The 19,428-nt window shown below is 46.0% G+C and carries 19 protein-coding genes, 2 pseudogenes and 1 riboswitch; of the genes and pseudogenes, 19 read left to right on the plus strand and 2 right to left on the minus strand.

Going from position 1 to position 19,428, the window contains the following annotated elements; translation table 11 throughout:
- The first annotated feature begins 52 nt into the window (after positions 1 to 52).
- The 16 genes and pseudogenes from HUN05_02935 (at position 53) to HUN05_03010 (ending at position 15,324) form a co-directional block, all read left to right on the plus strand.
- Complete coding sequence (locus HUN05_02935; GenBank protein WDP84243.1) at positions 53 to 763, plus strand: IS6 family transposase; 711 nt, start codon at positions 53 to 55, stop codon at positions 761 to 763.
- Positions 764 to 915: 152 nt separating this feature from the next.
- Positions 916 to 1,332 carry a transposase gene (locus tag HUN05_02940; GenBank protein WDP84244.1) on the plus strand — a complete coding sequence of 139 codons (417 nt, stop codon included), beginning with the start codon at positions 916 to 918 and terminating at the stop codon, positions 1,330 to 1,332.
- Positions 1,333 to 1,514: 182 nt separating this feature from the next.
- A pseudogene (locus tag HUN05_02945) lies at positions 1,515 to 2,724 on the plus strand (IS256 family transposase).
- Between the two features lie 199 nt (positions 2,725 to 2,923).
- Positions 2,924 to 3,220: an ABC transporter permease gene (locus tag HUN05_02950; protein WDP87896.1), complete on the plus strand. Its 297-nt coding sequence runs from the start codon at positions 2,924 to 2,926 to the stop codon at positions 3,218 to 3,220.
- Between the two features lie 83 nt (positions 3,221 to 3,303).
- A riboswitch (cobalamin riboswitch) is annotated at positions 3,304 to 3,491 on the plus strand.
- A 201-nt stretch (positions 3,492 to 3,692) separates the two neighbouring features.
- The gene (locus tag HUN05_02955; GenBank protein WDP87897.1) at positions 3,693 to 4,697 is read left to right on the plus strand and encodes an iron ABC transporter permease; all 1,005 of its coding nucleotides are present in this window, start codon (positions 3,693 to 3,695) and stop codon (positions 4,695 to 4,697) included.
- Between the two features lie 5 nt (positions 4,698 to 4,702).
- The gene (locus tag HUN05_02960) at positions 4,703 to 5,479 is read left to right on the plus strand and encodes an ABC transporter ATP-binding protein (GenBank protein WDP84245.1); all 777 of its coding nucleotides are present in this window, start codon (positions 4,703 to 4,705) and stop codon (positions 5,477 to 5,479) included.
- The gene (locus HUN05_02965; protein WDP84246.1) at positions 5,436 to 6,413 is read left to right on the plus strand and encodes an ABC transporter substrate-binding protein; all 978 of its coding nucleotides are present in this window, start codon (positions 5,436 to 5,438) and stop codon (positions 6,411 to 6,413) included. Before HUN05_02960 ends, HUN05_02965 begins: the two co-directional genes overlap by 44 nt.
- On the plus strand, positions 6,410 to 7,114 hold the full coding sequence (gene cobI / locus HUN05_02970; GenBank protein WDP84247.1) for a precorrin-2 C(20)-methyltransferase: 705 nt from the start codon (positions 6,410 to 6,412) through the stop codon (positions 7,112 to 7,114). Before HUN05_02965 ends, cobI begins: the two co-directional genes overlap by 4 nt.
- Positions 7,111 to 8,166 (plus strand): nucleoside recognition protein, encoded by a 1,056-nt coding sequence (locus HUN05_02975; protein ID WDP84248.1) that lies wholly within the window; start codon positions 7,111 to 7,113, stop codon positions 8,164 to 8,166. The genes cobI and HUN05_02975 overlap by 4 nt, the downstream gene beginning before the upstream one ends.
- A gap of 2 nt (positions 8,167 to 8,168) precedes the next feature.
- Entirely contained in the window at positions 8,169 to 9,413 is a 1,245-nt protein-coding gene (cbiE, locus tag HUN05_02980; GenBank protein ID WDP84249.1) for a precorrin-6y C5,15-methyltransferase (decarboxylating) subunit CbiE, read from the plus strand.
- Complete coding sequence (gene cobM / locus HUN05_02985) at positions 9,413 to 10,195, plus strand: precorrin-4 C(11)-methyltransferase (GenBank protein ID WDP84250.1); 783 nt, start codon at positions 9,413 to 9,415, stop codon at positions 10,193 to 10,195. The genes cbiE and cobM overlap by 1 nt, the downstream gene beginning before the upstream one ends.
- On the plus strand, positions 10,158 to 11,237 hold the full coding sequence (locus tag HUN05_02990; protein WDP84251.1) for a cobalamin biosynthesis protein: 1,080 nt from the start codon (positions 10,158 to 10,160) through the stop codon (positions 11,235 to 11,237). Before cobM ends, HUN05_02990 begins: the two co-directional genes overlap by 38 nt.
- On the plus strand, positions 11,138 to 12,016 hold the full coding sequence (gene cobJ / locus HUN05_02995; GenBank protein ID WDP84252.1) for a precorrin-3B C(17)-methyltransferase: 879 nt from the start codon (positions 11,138 to 11,140) through the stop codon (positions 12,014 to 12,016). Before HUN05_02990 ends, cobJ begins: the two co-directional genes overlap by 100 nt.
- Before the next feature lie 22 nt (positions 12,017 to 12,038).
- Positions 12,039 to 12,551, plus strand: coding sequence for a cob(I)yrinic acid a,c-diamide adenosyltransferase (locus HUN05_03000; protein ID WDP84253.1), 513 nt, complete (start codon positions 12,039 to 12,041; stop codon positions 12,549 to 12,551).
- A complete protein-coding gene (locus HUN05_03005; protein WDP84254.1) occupies positions 12,548 to 14,014 on the plus strand; it encodes a cobyric acid synthase in 1,467 nt (488 codons plus the stop codon). Before HUN05_03000 ends, HUN05_03005 begins: the two co-directional genes overlap by 4 nt.
- 227 nt (positions 14,015 to 14,241) lie before the next feature.
- The gene (locus tag HUN05_03010) at positions 14,242 to 15,324 is read left to right on the plus strand and encodes a hypothetical protein (GenBank protein ID WDP84255.1); all 1,083 of its coding nucleotides are present in this window, start codon (positions 14,242 to 14,244) and stop codon (positions 15,322 to 15,324) included.
- Between the two features lie 56 nt (positions 15,325 to 15,380).
- On the opposite strand, the gene HUN05_03015 is transcribed toward HUN05_03010, so the two are convergent.
- A complete protein-coding gene (locus HUN05_03015; protein ID WDP84256.1) occupies positions 15,381 to 16,592 on the minus strand; it encodes an IS256 family transposase in 1,212 nt (403 codons plus the stop codon).
- A 56-nt stretch (positions 16,593 to 16,648) separates the two neighbouring features.
- On the opposite strand from HUN05_03015, the gene HUN05_03020 reads away from it, so the two are divergent.
- From HUN05_03020 to HUN05_03030, 3 genes are all read left to right on the plus strand, one after another.
- Positions 16,649 to 17,305 carry a DUF342 domain-containing protein gene (locus HUN05_03020; protein ID WDP84257.1) on the plus strand — a complete coding sequence of 219 codons (657 nt, stop codon included), beginning with the start codon at positions 16,649 to 16,651 and terminating at the stop codon, positions 17,303 to 17,305.
- A gap of 359 nt (positions 17,306 to 17,664) precedes the next feature.
- Positions 17,665 to 17,847, plus strand: a complete 183-nt coding sequence (locus HUN05_03025; GenBank protein ID WDP84258.1) for a hypothetical protein — start codon at positions 17,665 to 17,667, stop codon at positions 17,845 to 17,847.
- A gap of 56 nt (positions 17,848 to 17,903) precedes the next feature.
- On the plus strand, positions 17,904 to 19,064 hold the full coding sequence (locus HUN05_03030) for a hypothetical protein (GenBank protein ID WDP84259.1): 1,161 nt from the start codon (positions 17,904 to 17,906) through the stop codon (positions 19,062 to 19,064).
- Positions 19,065 to 19,103: 39 nt separating this feature from the next.
- Here the strand turns inward: HUN05_03030 and HUN05_03035 are convergent.
- Positions 19,104 to 19,358: pseudogene (locus HUN05_03035) on the minus strand (transposase).
- Between the last annotated feature and the right edge of the window lie 70 nt (positions 19,359 to 19,428).

Genomic DNA, 19,428 nt, shown 5'->3' on the forward strand with positions numbered 1-19,428 from the left:
TAATGTCTGATACAAGTCCGTTTTGGCACTAATTTGTTTGCAGAGAGATAGTATGAAAAATGAAAACCCTTTCAAGTGGCGTCATTATGAAAAAGAAATCATCCTGTTGAATGTTCGCTGGTATCTGAGATATCAACTGAGTTACAGGAATCTGGAAGAGATGATGCAAGAACGGGGCTTGTCTGTGGATCACAGTACCATTTACCGATGGGTTCAGCGCTATGCTCCTGAAATGGAAAAGCGAAGCAGGAAGTATCTGCGGCAATCAAATGATTCTTACCGTATTGATGAAACATATATCAAGGTGCGGGGGAAAATGAAGTATCTTTACCGAGCGGTCGATTCCCGTGGAAATACCATCGATTTTCTTCTTCGCAGCAGACGTAATATGGAATCTGCCAAACGATTTTTTAAAAAGATGCTGCGAGCTTCCAATAGCTCCAGACCTCGGGTTCTGAGTGTTGACGGAAATCCTGCATATCCTCCGGCAGTAAAGGCTTTGAAAGAAAAAAAGCTTCTGAATAAGGACTGTATCCTAAGACAGAATAAATATCTGAACAATATTATTGAGCAAGACCACCGGTTTATCAAAAAGCTTGTCAGAGCTGGTATGGGGTTCAAGACATTTCATTCTGCCTGGCGGACGCTAAAAGGCTATGAAATTATGAACATGATCAGAAAAGGACAAGTTAAAAATATTAGGAAGGGAGAAATTTTAAAGCAGAAAGAATTCGTCGAAAATCTGTTTTCTTATGCTGCGTAAATTTTACGCCTGAACGATCTCTTTGTCCTGGAAATATTTTTTGCAACAGAACCGAACAAACAGCATTGGCCAAAAAGCTAATTGAAAAGTCCTGTGAAAACCAGAAGATATTACCCGGTCAGCTTGGGCGACATGCAGATCGGGGAGCCAGTATGAAATCCAAAGGGGTTGCCCAGCTTCTTGTCGATTTAGGGGTAACCAAAACCCACAGTCGACCACATGTCAGCAATGATAACCCATACTCTGAAGCCCAGTTTAAAACATTGAAATATTGTCCACAATTTCCCAAAACTTTTGGTGCTATTCAGGATGCAAGAGCCTTCTGCCAGGATTTTTTTGGATACTACAACAAAGAGCATTACCATTCTGGTATTGGCCTGGTAACCCCAGAACAATTTCATTCTGGTATTGCTAAAGATATTTATGAATCTCGCTGCCGAACATTGGAGGATGCATTTATTCAAAACCCAAAACGATTTAAGGGAAAAATACCGAGGCCATCGGCTTTACCAGAAGAAGCCTGGATTAACAAACCGGAACAAAAAGAGAAGGATATTATTGGAGCTTAATTTTAGGCAGAGAGTGTCTCATTGTCATTGACACATTCCGTTGAATGCTGCTATGGATATCAAATATCTGGAGGAAGTTATGTTTGGATGATACTTGAACCAATCAAAACTATAGAGGGCGTTCAAAATTCTGTGTCAGTTGAATGAAAGCTGATATACTCAGCTAAATAAGGAGAACTGACATGACCGAAGAAAACACCGAATTTGATTTTCAAAAAGCCCTTAAAGGCATCCAGGAAGGTAAACCCTTCACAGGTAAGGGCGGCGTCCTTACATCATTAATCAAAAATCTTGCTGAAGCTGCTCTTGAAGGAGAGTTGGCGTCCCATCTCGGGCAGGAAGTTTCTGCCAACCGCCGTAATGGAAAAAGCAAAAAGACCATTAAATCCCTGGATGGTAAATTTGAGCTGGAAACCCCGCGTGACAGGGCCGGAACCTTCTCTCCACAGATCGTCAAAAAACATCAGACAACGCTCAGCGATGAAATTGAAAGAAAGATAATAGCCCTTTACGGCCTGGGCATGAGTTATAATGATATGGCTTCCCATTTACAGGAAATCTATGGACTTGAGATTTCAAATGCCACTCTGAGCACCATTACCGATAAAATCATCCATACCGTCAAAGAATGGCAGGCCAGGCCGTTGGAAAATGTGTACCCAATCGTATGGCTTGATGCCATACATTATAAAGTACGAGAAAACGGAAAGGTCGGCAGCAAAGCCGTTTACACAATTCTTGGGGTGAATATCGAGGGCCGCAAAGAGGTTCTTGGGCTGTACATATCCGAGAATGAGGGTGCGAACTTCTGGCTGCAGGTGTTAACAGACCTTTCAAACCGAGGGGTAAAAGATATCCTGATTGCCTGTGTTGATGGTCTAAAAGGTTTTCCCGAGGCCATTGAGACCATATTCCCGGACACAGAAGTTCAAGTCTGCGTAGTCCACCAGATCCGAAATTCATTGAAATACGTTGGTTCCAAAAATAAAAAGGAATTTATGGCAGATCTAAAACGTGTTTATAAAGCGGTCAATAAGGATCTGGCCGAAGAAGAACTGGATATCTTGGAAAATAAATGGAATGACAAATACCCGATTGTGATAAATCCTGGCGGAACAACTGGGAACGCCTCAGTCATTTCTTTAAATATCCAGAAGAGATTCGACGGATAATATACACCACAAATACCATTGAGGCTGTGCATCGACAGTTTCGAAAACTGACCAAAACAAAGGGATCATTCCCGAACCAGGACAGCCTGTTAAAGCTGCTTACATGGGGATCCAGAACGCCAGTAAAAAATGGACAATGCCGATTCAAAATTGGTCACTGACAATTTCCCAGTTGGCAATTTTCTTTGAAGGCCGGCTGGATAAAGAGCTGGGAATTTGATAGGGATTTATTTACAGATGGAAAAGATGGTTCCAGGAACTCCACTCCAGCAAAAGTCAACTCCTCCGACGTGGCTGATTGAAGGCCCATTCTCGGACCTGACTTTTACTTCCGCTGGCGCTGAGGCAGATCCGGGAACCGAAACCGTGACACAGAATTCTGAACATTCCCGAAAAAACAATATTTATTCACCCTTTCCCTGTACGGAAGCCAGTTCCAGGCCATAAAGCCCTGGGTCAGGCAGAGCATTGTTTCTGCACTCACCCCCACCATTGCCTCCATGGCAACCATTGGACTTGTCTCCCTGCCCGGCATGATGACAGGACAAATTCTTGGGGGCTCTTTACCCATTGTGGCCATAAAATACCAAATCGCCATCATGGCAGCCATTTTCTATACTGAGTTTTTTTCTGTGGCTTTGTCTCTGCTTTTTTCTTTGCCAAAGGGGTTTAACAGCATGAACGTGCTGAATTTAAGAATCTTCACCAAACCATAGCCAACCTGCTGATATCCTTACTCTTTACCCCTCATTCCTCTCCATTCTCCGCCCAGGGACTTGACACTTTTACAGGAAAAGCATATTTTTACACGATATCAGGTGCTGTATCTGCAGTTAAAAGGGAATCCTGTGAAATTCAGGGACGGACCCGCCGCTGTGACCGGGGATGAATCCTGCCATAACCACTGATGAACTCATTTCATTGGGAAGGGGTAGGCCGTAAGATGATCCGGAAGCCAGAAAACCTGCCTGATCCAAAGATTTACACTGAAAGGGTGTGAATCAACCATAAGCGGAAAAATACGGTTCCCAGGTCAGAGCAGGTTTTCTGATCTATTTTTTTTGACAAAAACAGGAACCCAATGAACAAACGTTTTTCACACCCAACAAAACCATACATTGCTCCAGGCGGCATTGTCCCATGGGAAAAGCCATGACTGACATCGGCAGAGCCCCGGGCACAAAGCCCATGGCAGCGACATTGGTTCTTGTCTTGGGGCTGATGATAATCATTTCCCTGTCCATGGGCTTTTTATCCATTCCCCTTGGGGATATTTTTTATATTGTTTGCGGAAAAATATTCGGCATCCGCCTGCCGACCCATGCCATGGCCGAGACCTATCAGGCAGTCATCCTTGATGTACGCCTGCCAAGGATTTTTACCTGTGCAGCCGTAGGCGCGGCATTGTCAACATCAGGGGTGTTGTTCCAGGGTATTTTGCTCAACCCCCTGGCAGACCCGTATACCCTTGGCGTTTCTGCAGGTGCCGCCTTTGGCGCCTGTATTGCCATCTTGTTAAATTTATCAGCCACCTATGTTTCCATCCCTTTCTTTGCCTTTATGGGCGCCTGCACCACCCTCTTTTTTGTCATTTTTCTCTCCTATTCTTCCAGGCAGCAGATTGGGGGGCTTTCTTCCAACAACCTTATCCTCTCAGGCATTATTGTCGCAGCCATTCTCTCTGCCGGGATCAGTTTTTTAAAATTTGTCGCAAATGAACAGGTTTCCGTGATTATCTTCTGGCTCATGGGCAGTTTTGCATCCAAAACCTGGACAAACTTCTGGGTGGTTTTTTCCTTTTTAATTCTGGGCTTTTCAATCGCTCTCTACTATGCCAGGGATTTGAATTTAATTTCTTTGGGAGACCGGTCTGCCGCAAGTCTCGGGGTCAACCTTAAAAAAGTCACCCTGATATTATTGGTCACCGGTTCCATGCTAGCCGCCGTCTCGGTTTCCATTTCCGGAATTATCGGATTTGTCGGCCTTTTGGTTCCCCATATGATCCGCCTCATCACAGGCCCGGACAATCGCCATTTGCTCCCCCTCTCACTGGTTGCCGGTGCAATACTCCTGCTTGGGGCTGACACCATTACCCGGGCCGTACTGCCCCATGAAATACCCATAGGAATCCTCACGGCCCTTACCGGAGGCCCTGTGTTCTGCTGGATCTTCAAAAAGAGCAGGATGGGATAGGTATTTTGAATATTAATATCCAAAACACCTGGTTCTCGTTTGGGCAGACCCCCATACTTAAAGATATCAACTGCGAGTTCTCACAGCCTGGTTTTCACGCCATCCTCGGTCCCAACGGAAGCGGAAAAACCACGCTCCTGGACCTGATTTCAGGCTTTTTACAACCTGACCAGGGAAGCATTCTTCTGGACCGGACACCGATTTCACAACTTTCAAAAAACAAACAGGCCAAATCCATGGCCCTGGTTTCCCAGAATTATGCGGTCAACTTTCCCTTTACCGTGAACCAGGTGGTCCTCATGGGCAGACACCCTTACTTGAACCGATTCTCCCACCCCACGAATAAAGACCTGAACTTTGCAGATAAAATCATGTCCCACACCGGAATCCTGCATTTAAAACACAGGAAAATGACTGAATTGTCAGGAGGAGAAAAACAACGGTGCATCTTTGCCAGGGCATTGTGCCAGGATACGCCCATCCTCCTGCTTGACGAAGCCTTTTCAAATATGGATATCTGCCACACCCTCCATCTGCTAAGGCTCTTAAAAAAAGAAGTGGTGTCCAGAAAAAAAACCATCATAGCCGTACTCCACGACCTGAACCTGGCCGCAGCCTGGTCAGACCGGCTTATATTTTTAAAGGCTGGCCGGATCATCTCCATGGGGAGTACGGATCAGGTCTTCACCCGTGATAATATTCAAACCGTTTTCAACGTTGACACCAAGGTAAAATACAATGACTACTCCCAGGCCAGACAGGCATATTTTAAAGCCTCATAAGCGCATCCGAGCACTCATGGCCCTGGTGGTCTGCCTAGTGCTCGGACTGTCAGGCATAGGCCAGGTAGAGCAGGTGGCTGACCAAAAAGGCAGGATCTTGACTTTTTCAACACCTTTTAAACGGATTATTTCCCTGTACGGGGCCCACACTGAAAACCTCTTTTATTTAGGGGCAGAGACCCAGCTTGTCGGGGTATCCATCAATGACACCTATCCTGAACAGGTAAGGACAAAACAAGACTTTTCCTACCATGATGATCTTGAAAAGTTTCTGTCGGTCCAACCGGATCTGATTCTGATCCGCCCCATGATCGAAAACGGATACCCAAAACTCATTCACCAGCTTCGATCCTATGGAATCACGGTTATTTCACTTCAACCTTCTAGTGTTGAGCAGATGTATGACTATTGGCTGGCCTTGGGAAAGCTTACGGGAAAAAACAAGGCTGCCCAGGCACTGGTTTTAAAGTTTAAAGAAAATATTTCCAACATCCAAGAAAGAACCCAAAAAATCTCTCCTAAAAAAAGGGTATACTTCCAGTCCATCCATACCCGGATGAAGACCTTTACCCCGGAAGCCATGCCTATTTTTGCCCTGGAAACTGCCGGGGGCATCAATGTGGCAACTGATGCACGGGCCTCCAGAAACACCAACGTGGCCATTTACGGAAAAGAACAGATCCTGGCCAAAGCAAACCAAATTGATGTATTTCTGGCCCAAAAGGGTATTATGAACCCGGTGGAAAAGAAAAATATCATGAACGAACCTGGATTTCACATCATCAAGGCAATAAAAAAAAACCAGGTCTTTTTAATTGACGAAAGCATTGTTTCCCGACCGGTCCCAAGACTCTACCAAGGGATTCTGGCCATTGGGAACCTGCTCTATCCTGAAATTTTTACTGGTATGACAAAACAAAAGGGTGTTTTATGAAACCTAATGGCAAATTATTCGGTGTCGGGGTCGGCCCCGGAGACCCTGAACTGATAACGGTTAAAGCCGTCAGGGTAATCAAAGAGGCAGATGTTATCTTTACCGCAGCCTCCAGCAAAAACCCCTACAGCCTGGCCGTTGAAATTGCCTCGCCATATATTTCAAAGTCAGCAACGACAAAACAACTGGGCTTCCCCATGACCAAACATTCCCAAAATGTTGAAGCCGCCTGGACAGCCAATGCAAATGAAATTGCAGCCGTTCTCAAACAGGGGCAAAAAGCGGTCTTTCTTACACTTGGGGATCCAACCACCTATTCAACCTTTGGGTATATATTAAAAAAAATGAACCAGGTCATGCCAGAAGCCGATATAGAAACCATTCCAGGCATCACCTCGTTTCATGCCGCCTCAGCCCGGTTAAACCGGATTTTAGTTGAGGGAGAACAATCCCTGCTCGTAACGTCCGGCGCATATGGGGGAGAGCAAATCCGCAAAATTCCGGGTGTTGAAAATGTGGCCATTGTCAAGGCCTATAAAAACATCAAAGATCTAAACCAGTCGTTAAGGGAAACCGGGCTTTACCCCAAAAGTGTTGCCGTTTCAAAATGCGGAAGGGACCACGAAAAGATCATTGAAAACATAGGTGAGCTGGAAACCCGGGATCCTGATTATTGGACATTAATTCTGGCCTCAAGATGAAAACCAAGACCATTCAGTTCAAAAAACTCGGGCTCTCTTTTTTGGTTTCAATCGGTATCATGGCCATAGGACTTGCCTCTTTTGAGGCCATAAAAATAGATATTCTGGTTGCAAGACTTCTCTTTCCCCTGACCCGGTTAATCTTGTTTATCTGTTTGGGGCTTATGGCAGGGCAGGCCATTGAAATCCTTGGCTGGACAAGGGAGGTGGCGGTATTGGCCCGGCCTTTTTTTAAATTTTCCAACATGGGGATTTATTGCAGCGCCGCCTTTACAACCGCCTTTTTATCCGGGGCCTCAGCCAATGCCATGCTCCTTGATTTTTATGAAGAAAAAAAGATATCAAAAATCCAACTTTTTCTTTCCAACTATCTGAATCAGTTCCCTGCATTTTTCCTTCATCTGCCCACAACCATGTTTATCGTTCTGCCCCTCACGGGCAGGGCCGGCGGACTCTATTTTCTGCTGACCTTTCTGGCCACCTTGCTTCGAACACTGATATTTTTATTGTTCGGACATTTTTATTTAAGCCCCCGGACCGCTGCCGCAGGAGATTCACCAGGGGAGGGCCAGGCAAAGCAAGGCCGGCACGCAGATCCCAGGACCGTCATCGCCAAGATCCGGCAAAAACTGCCTGGCCGGGTCGTCAAAATATTAATTTGGGTCTTGCCCATTTACACCATTGTATTTGTTTTCCATATGGCCGGGGTTTTCAACGCTTTAAACCAGGCGTTATCCGCCCATATCAGCATTGAATTCATGCCGGTGGAATCCTTATCCGTTGTTATTTTAAGTTTTGCCGCAGAATTCACCTCCGGGTTTGCTGCGGCAGGCGCGCTGTTGGATGCCGGGGTTCTCACGGTGAAACAAACGGTTTTAGCCCTTTTAATGGGCAACATCCTTGCCTTTCCCATCAGGGCTCTCAGGCACCAGCTGCCAAGGTATATGGGAATATTTTCTCCCAAAATGGGATTGCAATTATTATTATCCGGCCAGTTTTTCCGTGTGACCAGTTTGATTTTAACCGGGCTAATCTACTATTGGGTGACATAAAAATGAATCCTGTACACGTTATCGGTATTGGGCAGGGTCTTTGCGACCTGACCTCAGATCATTTTAAAATCATTGAGCAATGCGACCTTCTCATTGGCGGCCAGCGCCTTATTGCCATGTTCAAAGGCCAGAGGAAAGAAACCTTAACCGTCAAATCAAATCTTTCTGCCGTTGTATTAACCATACAAGAACAAATGGCTGTTAAAAAGATTGTGGTTCTGGCATCAGGAGATCCCTTGTTTTACGGTATTGGATCAATCCTTTGTCGAAAAATCCCGGACAAACATCTTTGTATCCACCCCAATATCACCTCGGTGGGGGCAGCATTCTCCGCCATTTGCCAGCCCTGGCAGGACGCAAAAATCGTCAGTCTCCACAGCAGTACAGACCGTGAGTTTTCCTTTCCATCCCTTGCCCTTGAAACCAAAGTTGCTTTTTTGACCGGCCCGGAAAAAGATCCCGGATTCATTGCAGAAAAACTCATTGAATACCAGCTGGACGGATTCCGGGTCTGCGTACTTGAGAACCTGGGCCACCCTGACAAGGAAAAAATATCCTGGTTTACAGAGTACAAACAGATCCTGGAACAAGGGTTTTTCCACCCAAACATCGTGATCTTATTAAAACCTGAAAACAAGATTGTTTCACATGAAACATACATTGGCATGCCCGACGCTTTTTTCCGCCATACCAAGGGGCTGATCACAAAATCCGAAGTGCGAAGTATTTCATTGTCAAAACTAAAACTGGTCAAAAAAGACCATGTGCTGTGGGATATCGGATCTGGGTCCGGGTCTGTGGGCATTGAGGCTGCCATCCAAATCCCGTGGGGACAGACCTATGCCGTTGAGAAAAACCAAGACCGGATACCAGATATTATCCACAACATTAAAATATTCAACCAGCCCAATGTCAAAGTTGTCCACCTGGATTTCCCAGAAGGTCACCAATCCCTTAAAAGCCCGGACCGGATCTTTATCGGCGGCGGCGGCAAAAACCTGGAAAAAATCATTTCATGCGCCTGTGACAGGATCCGGCCCAAAGGCGTTATTGTGATCAACACCGTGATCATTGAAAGTATGGAAACCGCAATGACCACCCTTGAAAGACACGGGTTTTCACCGGAACTGATACAGGTTCAGATATCCAAATCAAAACCCATGCCCTATGGCAGGCGAATGAACGCCCTGAATCCTGTCTGGATTATTTCAGGCACCAATCCTTTAACCCAAAAGGCTAAAAAATAATGACTCACCCCCCTTACCCGATCATATTTGCCGGGGCCGGGCCCGGCGACCCGGAACTGATGACCATCAAAGCCATGAAAGCACTTGAACAGGCAGACCTGGTGATCTATGCAGGCTCCCTTGTCCCCGAAGCCGTTCTGTGCTGGAAAGGAAATTACACCATTGCCATGTCCAGTGCCGGCATGGCCCTGGAAGAAATTGTGGATAAAATGGCAACATCAGCCAAAACAGGACAAAGGGTTGTTCGGCTTCACACGGGAGACCCGTCCCTTTACGGCGCTATTTTCGAACAGATCAGGGAACTGCAGGCGCGTAAAATCCCCTACACCGTCATCCCCGGAGTGACAGCCGCCTTTGCCGCAGCTGCGGCCATGGGCATGGAGTATACCCTGCCGGAAGTGACACAAACATTGATCTTAACACGAATGTCGGGCAGGACCCCTGTCCCTGAAGCAGAGGCCCTTGAAAAATTAGCCGACCACAAGGCGTCAATGGCCATCTACCTGAGCATTGGACTGGTGAAAAATGTTCAAAAAATACTTGAAAAAGCATACGGACCATCGAGTCCCTGCGCCATCGCATACAAGGTCAGCCATCCGGAACAGGCAATCTTTTTCACCTCCATCGATTCTCTAACAGAGACCTGTCATCAAAAATCCATTACCCGACATGCCCTGATCATTGTAGGCAAGGCAGTAGAAGTCTGCCAGGGAAACACAGATCTGATCAAATCAAAACTATACGATGCCGAATTTACCCATGGATACCGCCAGGGAAAATAAGATAAATACAAAGATGGCCGTATGGGCGATCACCCCCAATGGCATCTTGCTTGGATTGCGTCTTTGTGCCTGCTTTGAGAATACCACCTTTTTTATTCCTGAAAAAAAGGCACTCCCGGCAAACAAATTAGAACCATTTAAGATCAGGCGTTTTAACCAGCTCAAAGACGAGCTTTGCAACCAGTTTAGAAAATTTACCGTCCATGTGTTTATTTTTTCCACGGGCATCAGCGTGAGACTGATCGCCCCCCTGCTTTTATCAAAAACAACAGACCCGGCCGTTGTTGTGGTGGATGAAAAAGGATATAACGCCATCAGCCTGATTTCGGGCCATCTTGGCGGGGCAAATCAATGGGCGGCAGAAATTGGAAAAGCCATCAATGCCGTTCCGGTCATTACAACTGCAACCGATATCAACCATCTGCCCTCCATTGATCTTCTTTCACAAAAGGCTGACCTTTATATTGAAAACCCAGGGGCCATCAAAAAAGTAAATATGAAATTTTTAAAGGGGCAGCCCCTTGCAATAGACGACCCAAAGGGGTTGATCACCCCTCTGATTCCAGACGTATTTATCGGGCCATGGCCTGAAAAAAAAAGAGCGCCAGACCTTTTATGTTCCTGGAAAACAAAAAAAGTTTCACGTGAAACTCTCATCCTGAGACCCCGGGTGCTCATTGTCGGAATCGGGTGCAACAGGGGGACACCCCATGACAAGATGATCAAATTCCTATGTCAAACCTTTGAAAGACAGGGCTTGAGCCTGAACTCCATATCCATCTTGGCCACCACAGAGGTAAAAGCGGATGAATCCGGGATTCTTGAATTATCAAAAACATTAAACTGCCCCATCCATTTTTACGGGCGAACCGAACTCAACAGTGTGGAAACCATAGAAAATCCATCTAAAATGGCAGAAAAATATTTAGGAGTCAAAAGCGTATGCGAAGCAGCAGCGATTCTGGGTGCCCAAAGGGGCCAACTCATTGTTCCAAAACAGAAAACCAGGGAGATCACCCTGGCAATAGCCGTTCCAGAATAAAATTATTTATTGTCGGCACCGGCCCGGGCAATGTCAGCCATATGTCCGACAGGGCAAAAGAGGTGATCCGGGCGGCGGACTGTATTGCCGGGTATACCACTTATATGGAATTGATAAAGGATCTGGTCAAAGACAAACAAGTTATCTCAACGGGAATGATGAAGGAAATAGACAGGGTTGAACAGGCCATTGATGCGGCATTGTCCGGGTCAAGCTGCGCCCTGGTCTCAGGCGGAGACCCGGGGATTTATGCCATGGCTGGCCTGGTTTTTGAACTCTGTGAAAAACGAGGTGTTTCAATTTCCCGCCCAAACCAGGACCGTGGGGAGGAGACCCAAACGCTGGAAATTGAAGTGATCCCCGGCATCCCGGCATTGGCTGCAGGAGCTGCGTTGGCAGGCGCTCCTTTGACCCATGATTTTGCAGCCATCTCGTTGAGCGATCTGTTGACCCGGTGGGAGACCATTGAAAAACGGATTTCCTGTGCAGCAATGGCAGATTTTGTCATTGTACTTTATAATCCCAAAAGTAAAAAGAGAGACTGGCAATTGGGTCGGGCCCGGGAACTAATACTCGAACAGAGAAAAGGGTCGACCCCTGTGGCTGTGGTAACAGGTGCCATGCGTGAAAATCAAAAAATTGAATTCACGACCCTGGACGCCATGGATCGCGCGGATGTGGGCATGCAGACCGTTCTTTTTATCGGTTCAAATGCCTCACTCAAATACATGGATTTTATGTTTACCCCAAGGGGATACACCCGGAAATATACAGATTGATCAGGCCAAAGGAGAATGACTCATGAAAGGATATGTTCAGGTATACACGGGCAATGGAAAGGGAAAAACAACTGCCAGCATCGGGCTTGCCGTCAGGGCGGCAGGCGCCGGGCTCAATGTGTTTATCCTCCAGTTCATGAAACAGGGTGATTATTCTGAAATCAAGGCCTTGTCAAAATTTAAAAACATTACAATTGAGCAATACGGGGCAGGGCAATTTGTAAAGGGCCAACCGTCTGAACAGGAAAAACAAAGCTGCGCCAAAGGGTATGAACGGTTATGCCGTCTGGTTGAAGCCGGAGACCACGATCTTGTCATTGCAGAAGAGGCCAATGTGGCCTGTATGTGCAATCTGATCTCGGAAAAAGACCTGCTCAGGCTCGTTGAGCTAAAACCCGTTCACGTGGAACTGGTCCTTACCGGACGCGGGGCGCCTGATGCGTTAATAGAACAGGCTGACCTTGTCACAGAGATGAAAGAAATAAAACACTACTACAGCCAGGGCGTTACCGCTCGGACAGGCATTGAAAAATGAAAAAAAACATAGCTGTTCTCGGAACCGGCTCTGATGTAGGCAAAAGCATCATTGCGGCAGCCATATGCCGAAGCCTTGTTGAACAAGGGGAAAAGGTTGCCCCGTTCAAGGCCCAGAATATGTCCAACAATTCCGGCATAACACCAGAAGGGCTTGAAATGGGACGGGCACAGATCGTACAGGCCGAGGCGGCAAAAATATCTCCCCATGTGGATATGAATCCAATCCTATTAAAGCCCACTGGTGAAAAACAATCCCAGGTTATTTTAAACGGAGAAGTTTACGGGAATCATACGGCAATGGACTACCATAAAAACAAAGGGTTTTATCATAAAGCCGCCTGCCGGGCCTTTGACCGTTTGTCTTCACGGTATGAACGCATTGTTCTCGAAGGCGCAGGGTCCTGCGCCGAAGTCAACCTCATGCCCAGTGACATTGTTAATTTAGCCATGGCTGAGTATGCAAATGCAGATGTGGTGCTCACGGCAGATATTCACAGGGGAGGGGTATTTGCACAGCTCATCGGCACCCTTGAGTGCCTGCCCCAAAAACACAGAGACAGGATAAAAGGGTTTATCATCAACCGGTTCAGGGGAGATATCTCTCTGTTCAAGGATGGGACGGCCTGGATAGAAAATCGTACAGGAAAACCTGTTTTCGGGGTTCTGCCATGGTATTCCCACTTTAAAATAGATGCTGAAGATTCGGTTGAAATAGAAGAGTGCCAAACCCTATCCCCCATAGATCAAACCAAGCCCGCCATTGCGATCATCCGCTTGCCTCACATTGCCAACTTCACGGATTTTCATGCCCTTTTTCAAATACCGGAACTGGCTGCCAGGTTTATTGACAGACCAATGGACCTATCTTCCTTCAAGGCCGTCATCATTCCGGGCTCTAAAAACACCCGGGCAGATCTTGAATGGATTCACAAATCTTTTTTCAAAGATTTAACCGAGTATGTGGATAAGGGGGGGCATGTCCTGGGCATTTGCGGAGGATATCAGATGCTCGGAACCCTTGTGGATGACCCGGATGGACTTGAGGGCAAACCGGGTGTGACCCGGGGGCTGGGACTTCTTCCTGTGGAAACGGCGCTCAAGGCACCGAAGACGACCACATTGAGCAAGTTTGAGTGGGGAAAAATTTGCGGAGATGGGTATGAAATCCACATGGGCCAGACCTATGCCCATGGGGGAATGCCCCTGGTTCGCATTGTTTCAAGGAATCAAGTTCCCTGTGAGGGAGTTGACGGGTGTCTAAGGGAAGACAAACGGGTAGCTGGCACGTATATACACGGTTTTTTCGACCATCCGGAAATCTGCAACAAATGGCTGTCCATGATCGGAATTGATACAAAGTCCTTTGCCAAGAGAATTTGTTTGGCCGATCAAAAGGAAAAAAATTATACTCTGTTACGGCGGCATTTTGAATCCCACGTGGATCTGAGTTCTATTTACTGAATCTAACCGTTTACAATAAAGGGAAAATTCTTTATTCTACCATAATTTAAATTGTCGTATAATATTATTGCGGACTGGAAACCAATACGTGGCAAACTCTGAAAAAATCCCCAATCTGGCGCAGCTCGCCCACCGGTACGGGACCATCAACGACAACCAATATGCCCATTTAACCCGCCTTTATGCCCTGGTAAAAAAAGAAAAAAACCGCCGACTATGCCAGCCTCATGATGGGCCAGAAAATGGCCACCCAATATCAATTGGGTCTGCTCCGCCTGATTCAGGAATACCATCTGATCAGATGGAAAGGTGAAGAATTTGGCAAAATTGCGGTTAAACAGGGCTTTGCCACACCCGGTGACATTCAAAAAGCATTAGAAATCCAAAAGAAAAATTTCAAGGCCTCAAGACTGAAAAAGCTGATCGGAGATATTCTTGTTGAAAACCAGGTCATTACAGCCAGGCAAAAAGAAGAAATTCTGCACGAACAAACCCTTTTTGATAAAAAACCGGAAAAAAAAGGGCCCCAGGATTCAAGCTTCCCAAAAGAAGGGAGTGATTTAGACCTTTCTTTGTATGAACAAAACTTTTTAAGGATTAAGGCCCTTGATCAGGAGTTTTCCGCCTCTGTGCTTGAAAAAGGCCTGGCCAGTGAACAAGAGGTGGGCCAGGCAAGAAACCGCCAGGAAGAAGAATTTGAAAAAAATAAAACCATAAAACGCCTTGGAGATATCATGGTCTCCATGGAGTTGATTACCCCGGAACAAAAAGAGGCCATCCTGGCAGAACAGAGCCGGCTGAAAAAAAGCGGGGAGCAAGAAAAAAAAGGGCCACTGTTTTCCATTGATGTGAGCAAAGACACAATGACTGCATGGGTGAAGATTGACCCGGAAAAAAAAGGCAGGATCACCCTTGAACAAATCAAATCTGAGATGAAATCTAAGGGTATCGTCCACGGCATGTGTTCGGATGCCCTGATTCAATGCCACCTTGAATCGAATATTACCCGGTTTGTTGGGGCTCGGGCCGATTACTCTCAAAAACTTTGCCAGGCAAGGGATTTAACCTCGTTTATGGATAAAGACCTCACAGAACAGGGAGAAAAACGAAAGGGGGACCTGCTGGTTCAGGAAAACGCCATCTGGCATATGGACCCCCAAAAAAATATTTACGGAAAAATCACTTCTGATTTATCGGGAATGTTCAGAATTCTGTGTCACGGTTTCGGTTCCCGGATCTGCCTCAGCGCCAGCGGAAGTAAAAGTCAGGTCCGAGAATGGGCCTTCAATCAGCCACGTCGGAGGAGTTGACTTTTGCTGGAGTGGAGTTCCTGGAACCATCTTTTCCATCTGTAAATAAATCCCTATCAAATTCCCAGCTCTTTATCCAGCCGGCCTTCAAAGAAAATTGCCAACTGGGAAATTGTCAGTGACCAATTTTGAATCGGCATTGTCCATTTTTTACTGGCGTTCTGGATCCCCATGTAAAGCAGCTTTAACAGGCTGTCCTGGTTCGGGAATGATCCCTTTGTTTTGGTCAGTTTTCGAAACTGTCGATGCACAGCCTCAATGGTATTTGTGGTGTATATTATCCGTCGAATCTCTTCTGGATATTTAAAGAAATGACTGAGGCGTTCCCAGTTGTTCCGCCAGGATTTTATCACAATCGGGTATTTGTCATTCCATTTATTTTCCAAGATATCCAGTTCTTCTTCGGCCAGATCCTTATTGACCGCTTTATAAACACGTTTTAGATCTGCCATAAATTCCTTTTTATTTTTGGAACCAACGTATTTCAATGAATTTCGGATCTGGTGGACTACGCAGAGTTGAACTTCTGTGTCCGGGAATATGGTCTCAATGGCCTCGGGAAAACCTTTTAGACCATCAACACAGGCAATCAGGATATCTTTTACCCCTCGGTTTGAAAGGTCTGTTAACACCTGCAGCCAGAAGTTCGCACCCTCATTCTCGGATATGTACAGCCCAAGAACCTCTTTGCGGCCCTCGATATTCACCCCAAGAATTGTGTAAACGGCTTTGCTGTCGACCTTTCCGTTTTCTCGTACTTTATAATGTATGGCATCAAGCCATACGATTGGGTACACATTTTCCAACGGCCTGGCCTGCCATTCTTTGACGGTATGGATGATTTTATCGGTAATGGTGCTCAGAGTGGCATTTGAAATCTCAAGTCCATAGATTTCCTGTAAATGGGAAGCCATATCATTATAACTCATGCCCAGGCCGTAAAGGGCTATTATCTTTCTTTCAATTTCATCGCTGAGCGTTGTCTGATGTTTTTTGACGATCTGTGGAGAGAAGGTTCCGGCCCTGTCACGCGGGGTTTTTAGCTCAAATTTACCATCCAGGGATTTAATGGTCTTTTTGCTTTTTCCATTACGGCGGTTGGCAGAAACTTCCTGCCCGAGATGGGACTCCAACTCTCCTTCAAGAGCAGCTTCAGCAAGATTTTTGATTAATGATGTAAGGACGCCGCCCTTACCTGTGAAGGGTTTACCTTCCTGGATGCCTTTAAGGGCTTTTTGAAAATCAAATTCGGTGTTTTCTTCGGTCATGTCAGTTCTCCTTATTTAGCTGAGTATATCAGCTTTCATTCAACTGACACAGAATTTTGAACGCCCTCGATTTATCCGGTACGGATTTCACTGTCCGCTGCGGTAGCGACACAAGGCGATCAAAGGAAAAAACCTGTATACTTGCAGCAAAAACCGGGATTCCAGCGATTTCCGTAGAACGACATTTATACATCCATCCCAGAATAAATGTACTTGAAGATGCGGATCAGCGATACGGTCCCCTTGAGGCTTATGCAGATCTCACCGTGTCCGGAATCATTACCGGTGCATACCCTGTCACCGCGGGCAATCTAAGGGCCCGGGAAATACGGGGAGCCAAAATCGAGGCCATTGGAGATATTCACGTGAACATGGGCATAACCGATGCCGTCATCCGGGCCCAGGGAGATGTCCATGCCAGATATTTACACAATTGCACAATTGAAACCTTTGGCAACGTATATGTTAAAAATGAAATCTTTGATTCAGACATCCGTTGCTCCGGCAGGGTGGACAGCCCGAACTGCCGGGCCATAGCCTCAGAAATTTATGCCAAAAAGGGAGTGGTTCTGGCCGGTATTGGGAGTAAAAAGACCTTGCCCTGTAAAATTTTTGCCGGCAGCGAACATCATATTCTGACCCAGGAAAGGCAAATCAAAAAACAAATCAATCTGGCCAGAGAACAAATAAATCGGCTCCAGGAAAAAATGTAGGAAAACAAGGCGTTGGCAAAGAAAAGTTTTCAAAAAATGGTGGAGTTAAAAATATTTCATGACAGCGGAATGTGTCAATGACAATGAGACACTCTATGCCTAAAATTAAGCTCCAATAATATCCTTCTCTTTTTGTTCCGGTTTGTTAATCCAGGCTTCTTCTGGTAAAGCCGGTGGCCTCGGTATTTTTCCCTTAAATCGTTTTGGGTTTTGAATAAATGCATCCTCCAATGTTCGGCAGCGAGATTCATAAATATCGGGCGCATTCCCATTTTCCCGGTTTTAAAAAGGCCTGTCTTTTAGAGCAAAAAGAATGATATCCTCTGTTACGCTGAAATGAACATAAATGGATTGTGCTAATGAAGAAAGCTGAAGATTGTAATACTGTTGATGAAGTCCTTGCATGCCTCAAAGAACTGGAAGAAGATCCAAATCGCTTGGTTCGTAACGCTAACGAATTAGAACAGATGGAGCAGGAAATCCTTGAGTATACAAATCGGATAAGCGCCTTTTTTTTAAAAAAAAGATCCAGGCCTCAGTAGATTCCTCTGAACAGGTCGACCAAGAAAAAGAATTGATGTCCAATTGGCCGGGACGGATGAAAAGCGAAGGGCTTGAGACCGTTTGGATTCAGCTTTGTACAGATAGTTCGGTTGATATTCATGTTCGATACTATCGAAGGTCCTGTGACCGCCGAAAAGGAAAAAGATATAAAGGTGCATACGCTGGTTTAATCCTTCTTGGAATCCATGATCGCTGCTCGCCTGCTTTGGCTTCTATGGTGAGTTCTTGGTCAGCCTTATTAAGTTCTTTTGAAGAAGTCCGTCAAGTGCTTTGTGACCGTGGGATGACGTTGGGTATAAAGGTCATCCGTAAACTGACCTATCGGTACGCAGAGCGGGCTCGAGCCGAACAACAAGCGGGCCGAATCCCATTAAATGATGGAGATTTACTTGAAGGGCGGCGAGTCGTTATCAGCACTGATGGTGGCCGCACTCGGCTCAGAGAGAAGAAAAGGGGACCAAAAACCCAAAAGGATAGAACCCGATTTCGTGGGGCATGGCGAGAACCCAAGCTTTTGATCATTTATGTAGTGGACGCCCATGGAAAACAAGAAAAAAGCTTTTCACCATTTATTGATGGCTGTTTCAATGGACCGGATGGTGTATTCCACTTGTTAAAGGGTTATTTGAACTCCCTTCATATTCAGAACTCAGACAAAATACTGTTTGTTGCAGATGGGGCACATTGGATTTGGAATCGAATCCCCGGACTGCTAAAAGCATTGGGTTTGGCTCCTGAGCGTGTGTATGAACTTCTCGATTTCTACCATGCAGTTGAGCATCTGGGTACAGTAGTAGGCTTAAGGAAGACCTGGTCATCCAAGGAACGCAAACGCTGGGTATCGAAGCAGCGAGGTCTTCTGCTGAAGGGAAAGGCGATTGAGGTGGTACAGGCCGTCCAGAAGCTTTGTAGAGGCAGAAACAGTAAGGCTATCAAGACGGAACGGGATTATTTTGTGCGCAATGAACTGAGGCTTAATTTCTCAACTGTAAAAGCGTTGAACTTACCTATTGGCAGCGGTGCTATTGAAAGTTCGATTCGGAGAGTCGTGAATTTACGTCTTAAAGGTCCATGCATCTTTTGGTATCGGGAGAATGCAGAAAAAATGATTATGCTGCGATCATTTTATAAAGCAGGGCGTTGGAACTGCCTGAAGCAGATGGCAAACATGCACAATCCAGTGCCAGCGGTATAACCGGGAAAATGGGAATGCGCCCTAAATATCTTTAGCAATGCCATAATGAAATTGTTCTGGGGTTACCAGGCCAATACCAGAATGGTAATGCTCTTTGTTGTAGTATCCAAAAAAATCCTGGCAGAAGGCTCTTGCATCCTGAATAGCACCAAAAGTTTTGGGAAATTGTGGACAATATTTCAATGTTTTAAACTGGGCTTCAGAGTATGGGTTATCATTGCTGACATGTGGTCGACTGTGGGTTTTGGTTACCCCTAAATCGACAAGAAGCTGGGCAACCCCTTTGGATTTCATACTGGCTGGGAATGTTCAGAATTCTGTGTCACGGTTTCGGTTCCCGGATCTGTCTCGGCGCCAGCGGAAG

Source organism: Desulfobacter sp. (assembly GCA_028768545.1).
GTDB lineage: Bacteria > Desulfobacterota > Desulfobacteria > Desulfobacterales > Desulfobacteraceae > Desulfobacter.

Excerpts from the sequence above, each read along its gene's own strand:
- cobI (WDP84247.1), top strand. The coding sequence starts at position 6,410 with ATGAAACCTAATGGCAAATTATTCGGTGTCGGGGTCGGCCCCGGAGAC.
- cobM (WDP84250.1), top strand. The coding sequence starts at position 9,413 with ATGACTCACCCCCCTTACCCGATCATATTTGCCGGGGCCGGGCCCGGC.
- HUN05_03005 (WDP84254.1), top strand. The coding sequence starts at position 12,548 with ATGAAAAAAAACATAGCTGTTCTCGGAACCGGCTCTGATGTAGGCAAA.
- cbiE (WDP84249.1), top strand. The coding sequence starts at position 8,169 with ATGAATCCTGTACACGTTATCGGTATTGGGCAGGGTCTTTGCGACCTG.
- HUN05_02955 (WDP87897.1), top strand. The coding sequence starts at position 3,693 with ATGGCAGCGACATTGGTTCTTGTCTTGGGGCTGATGATAATCATTTCC.
- HUN05_03010 (WDP84255.1), top strand. The coding sequence starts at position 14,242 with ATGATGGGCCAGAAAATGGCCACCCAATATCAATTGGGTCTGCTCCGC.
- HUN05_02990 (WDP84251.1), top strand. The coding sequence starts at position 10,158 with ATGCCGAATTTACCCATGGATACCGCCAGGGAAAATAAGATAAATACA.
- HUN05_03015 (WDP84256.1), bottom strand. The coding sequence starts at position 16,592 with ATGACCGAAGAAAACACCGAATTTGATTTTCAAAAAGCCCTTAAAGGC.
- cobJ (WDP84252.1), top strand. The coding sequence starts at position 11,138 with ATGCGAAGCAGCAGCGATTCTGGGTGCCCAAAGGGGCCAACTCATTGT.
- HUN05_03000 (WDP84253.1), top strand. The coding sequence starts at position 12,039 with ATGAAAGGATATGTTCAGGTATACACGGGCAATGGAAAGGGAAAAACA.
- HUN05_03025 (WDP84258.1), top strand. The coding sequence starts at position 17,665 with ATGAAGAAAGCTGAAGATTGTAATACTGTTGATGAAGTCCTTGCATGC.
- HUN05_02975 (WDP84248.1), top strand. The coding sequence starts at position 7,111 with ATGAAAACCAAGACCATTCAGTTCAAAAAACTCGGGCTCTCTTTTTTG.
- HUN05_02935 (WDP84243.1), top strand. The coding sequence starts at position 53 with ATGAAAAATGAAAACCCTTTCAAGTGGCGTCATTATGAAAAAGAAATC.
- HUN05_02940 (WDP84244.1), top strand. The coding sequence starts at position 916 with ATGAAATCCAAAGGGGTTGCCCAGCTTCTTGTCGATTTAGGGGTAACC.
- HUN05_03030 (WDP84259.1), top strand. The coding sequence starts at position 17,904 with ATGAAAAGCGAAGGGCTTGAGACCGTTTGGATTCAGCTTTGTACAGAT.
- HUN05_02965 (WDP84246.1), top strand. The coding sequence starts at position 5,436 with ATGACTACTCCCAGGCCAGACAGGCATATTTTAAAGCCTCATAAGCGC.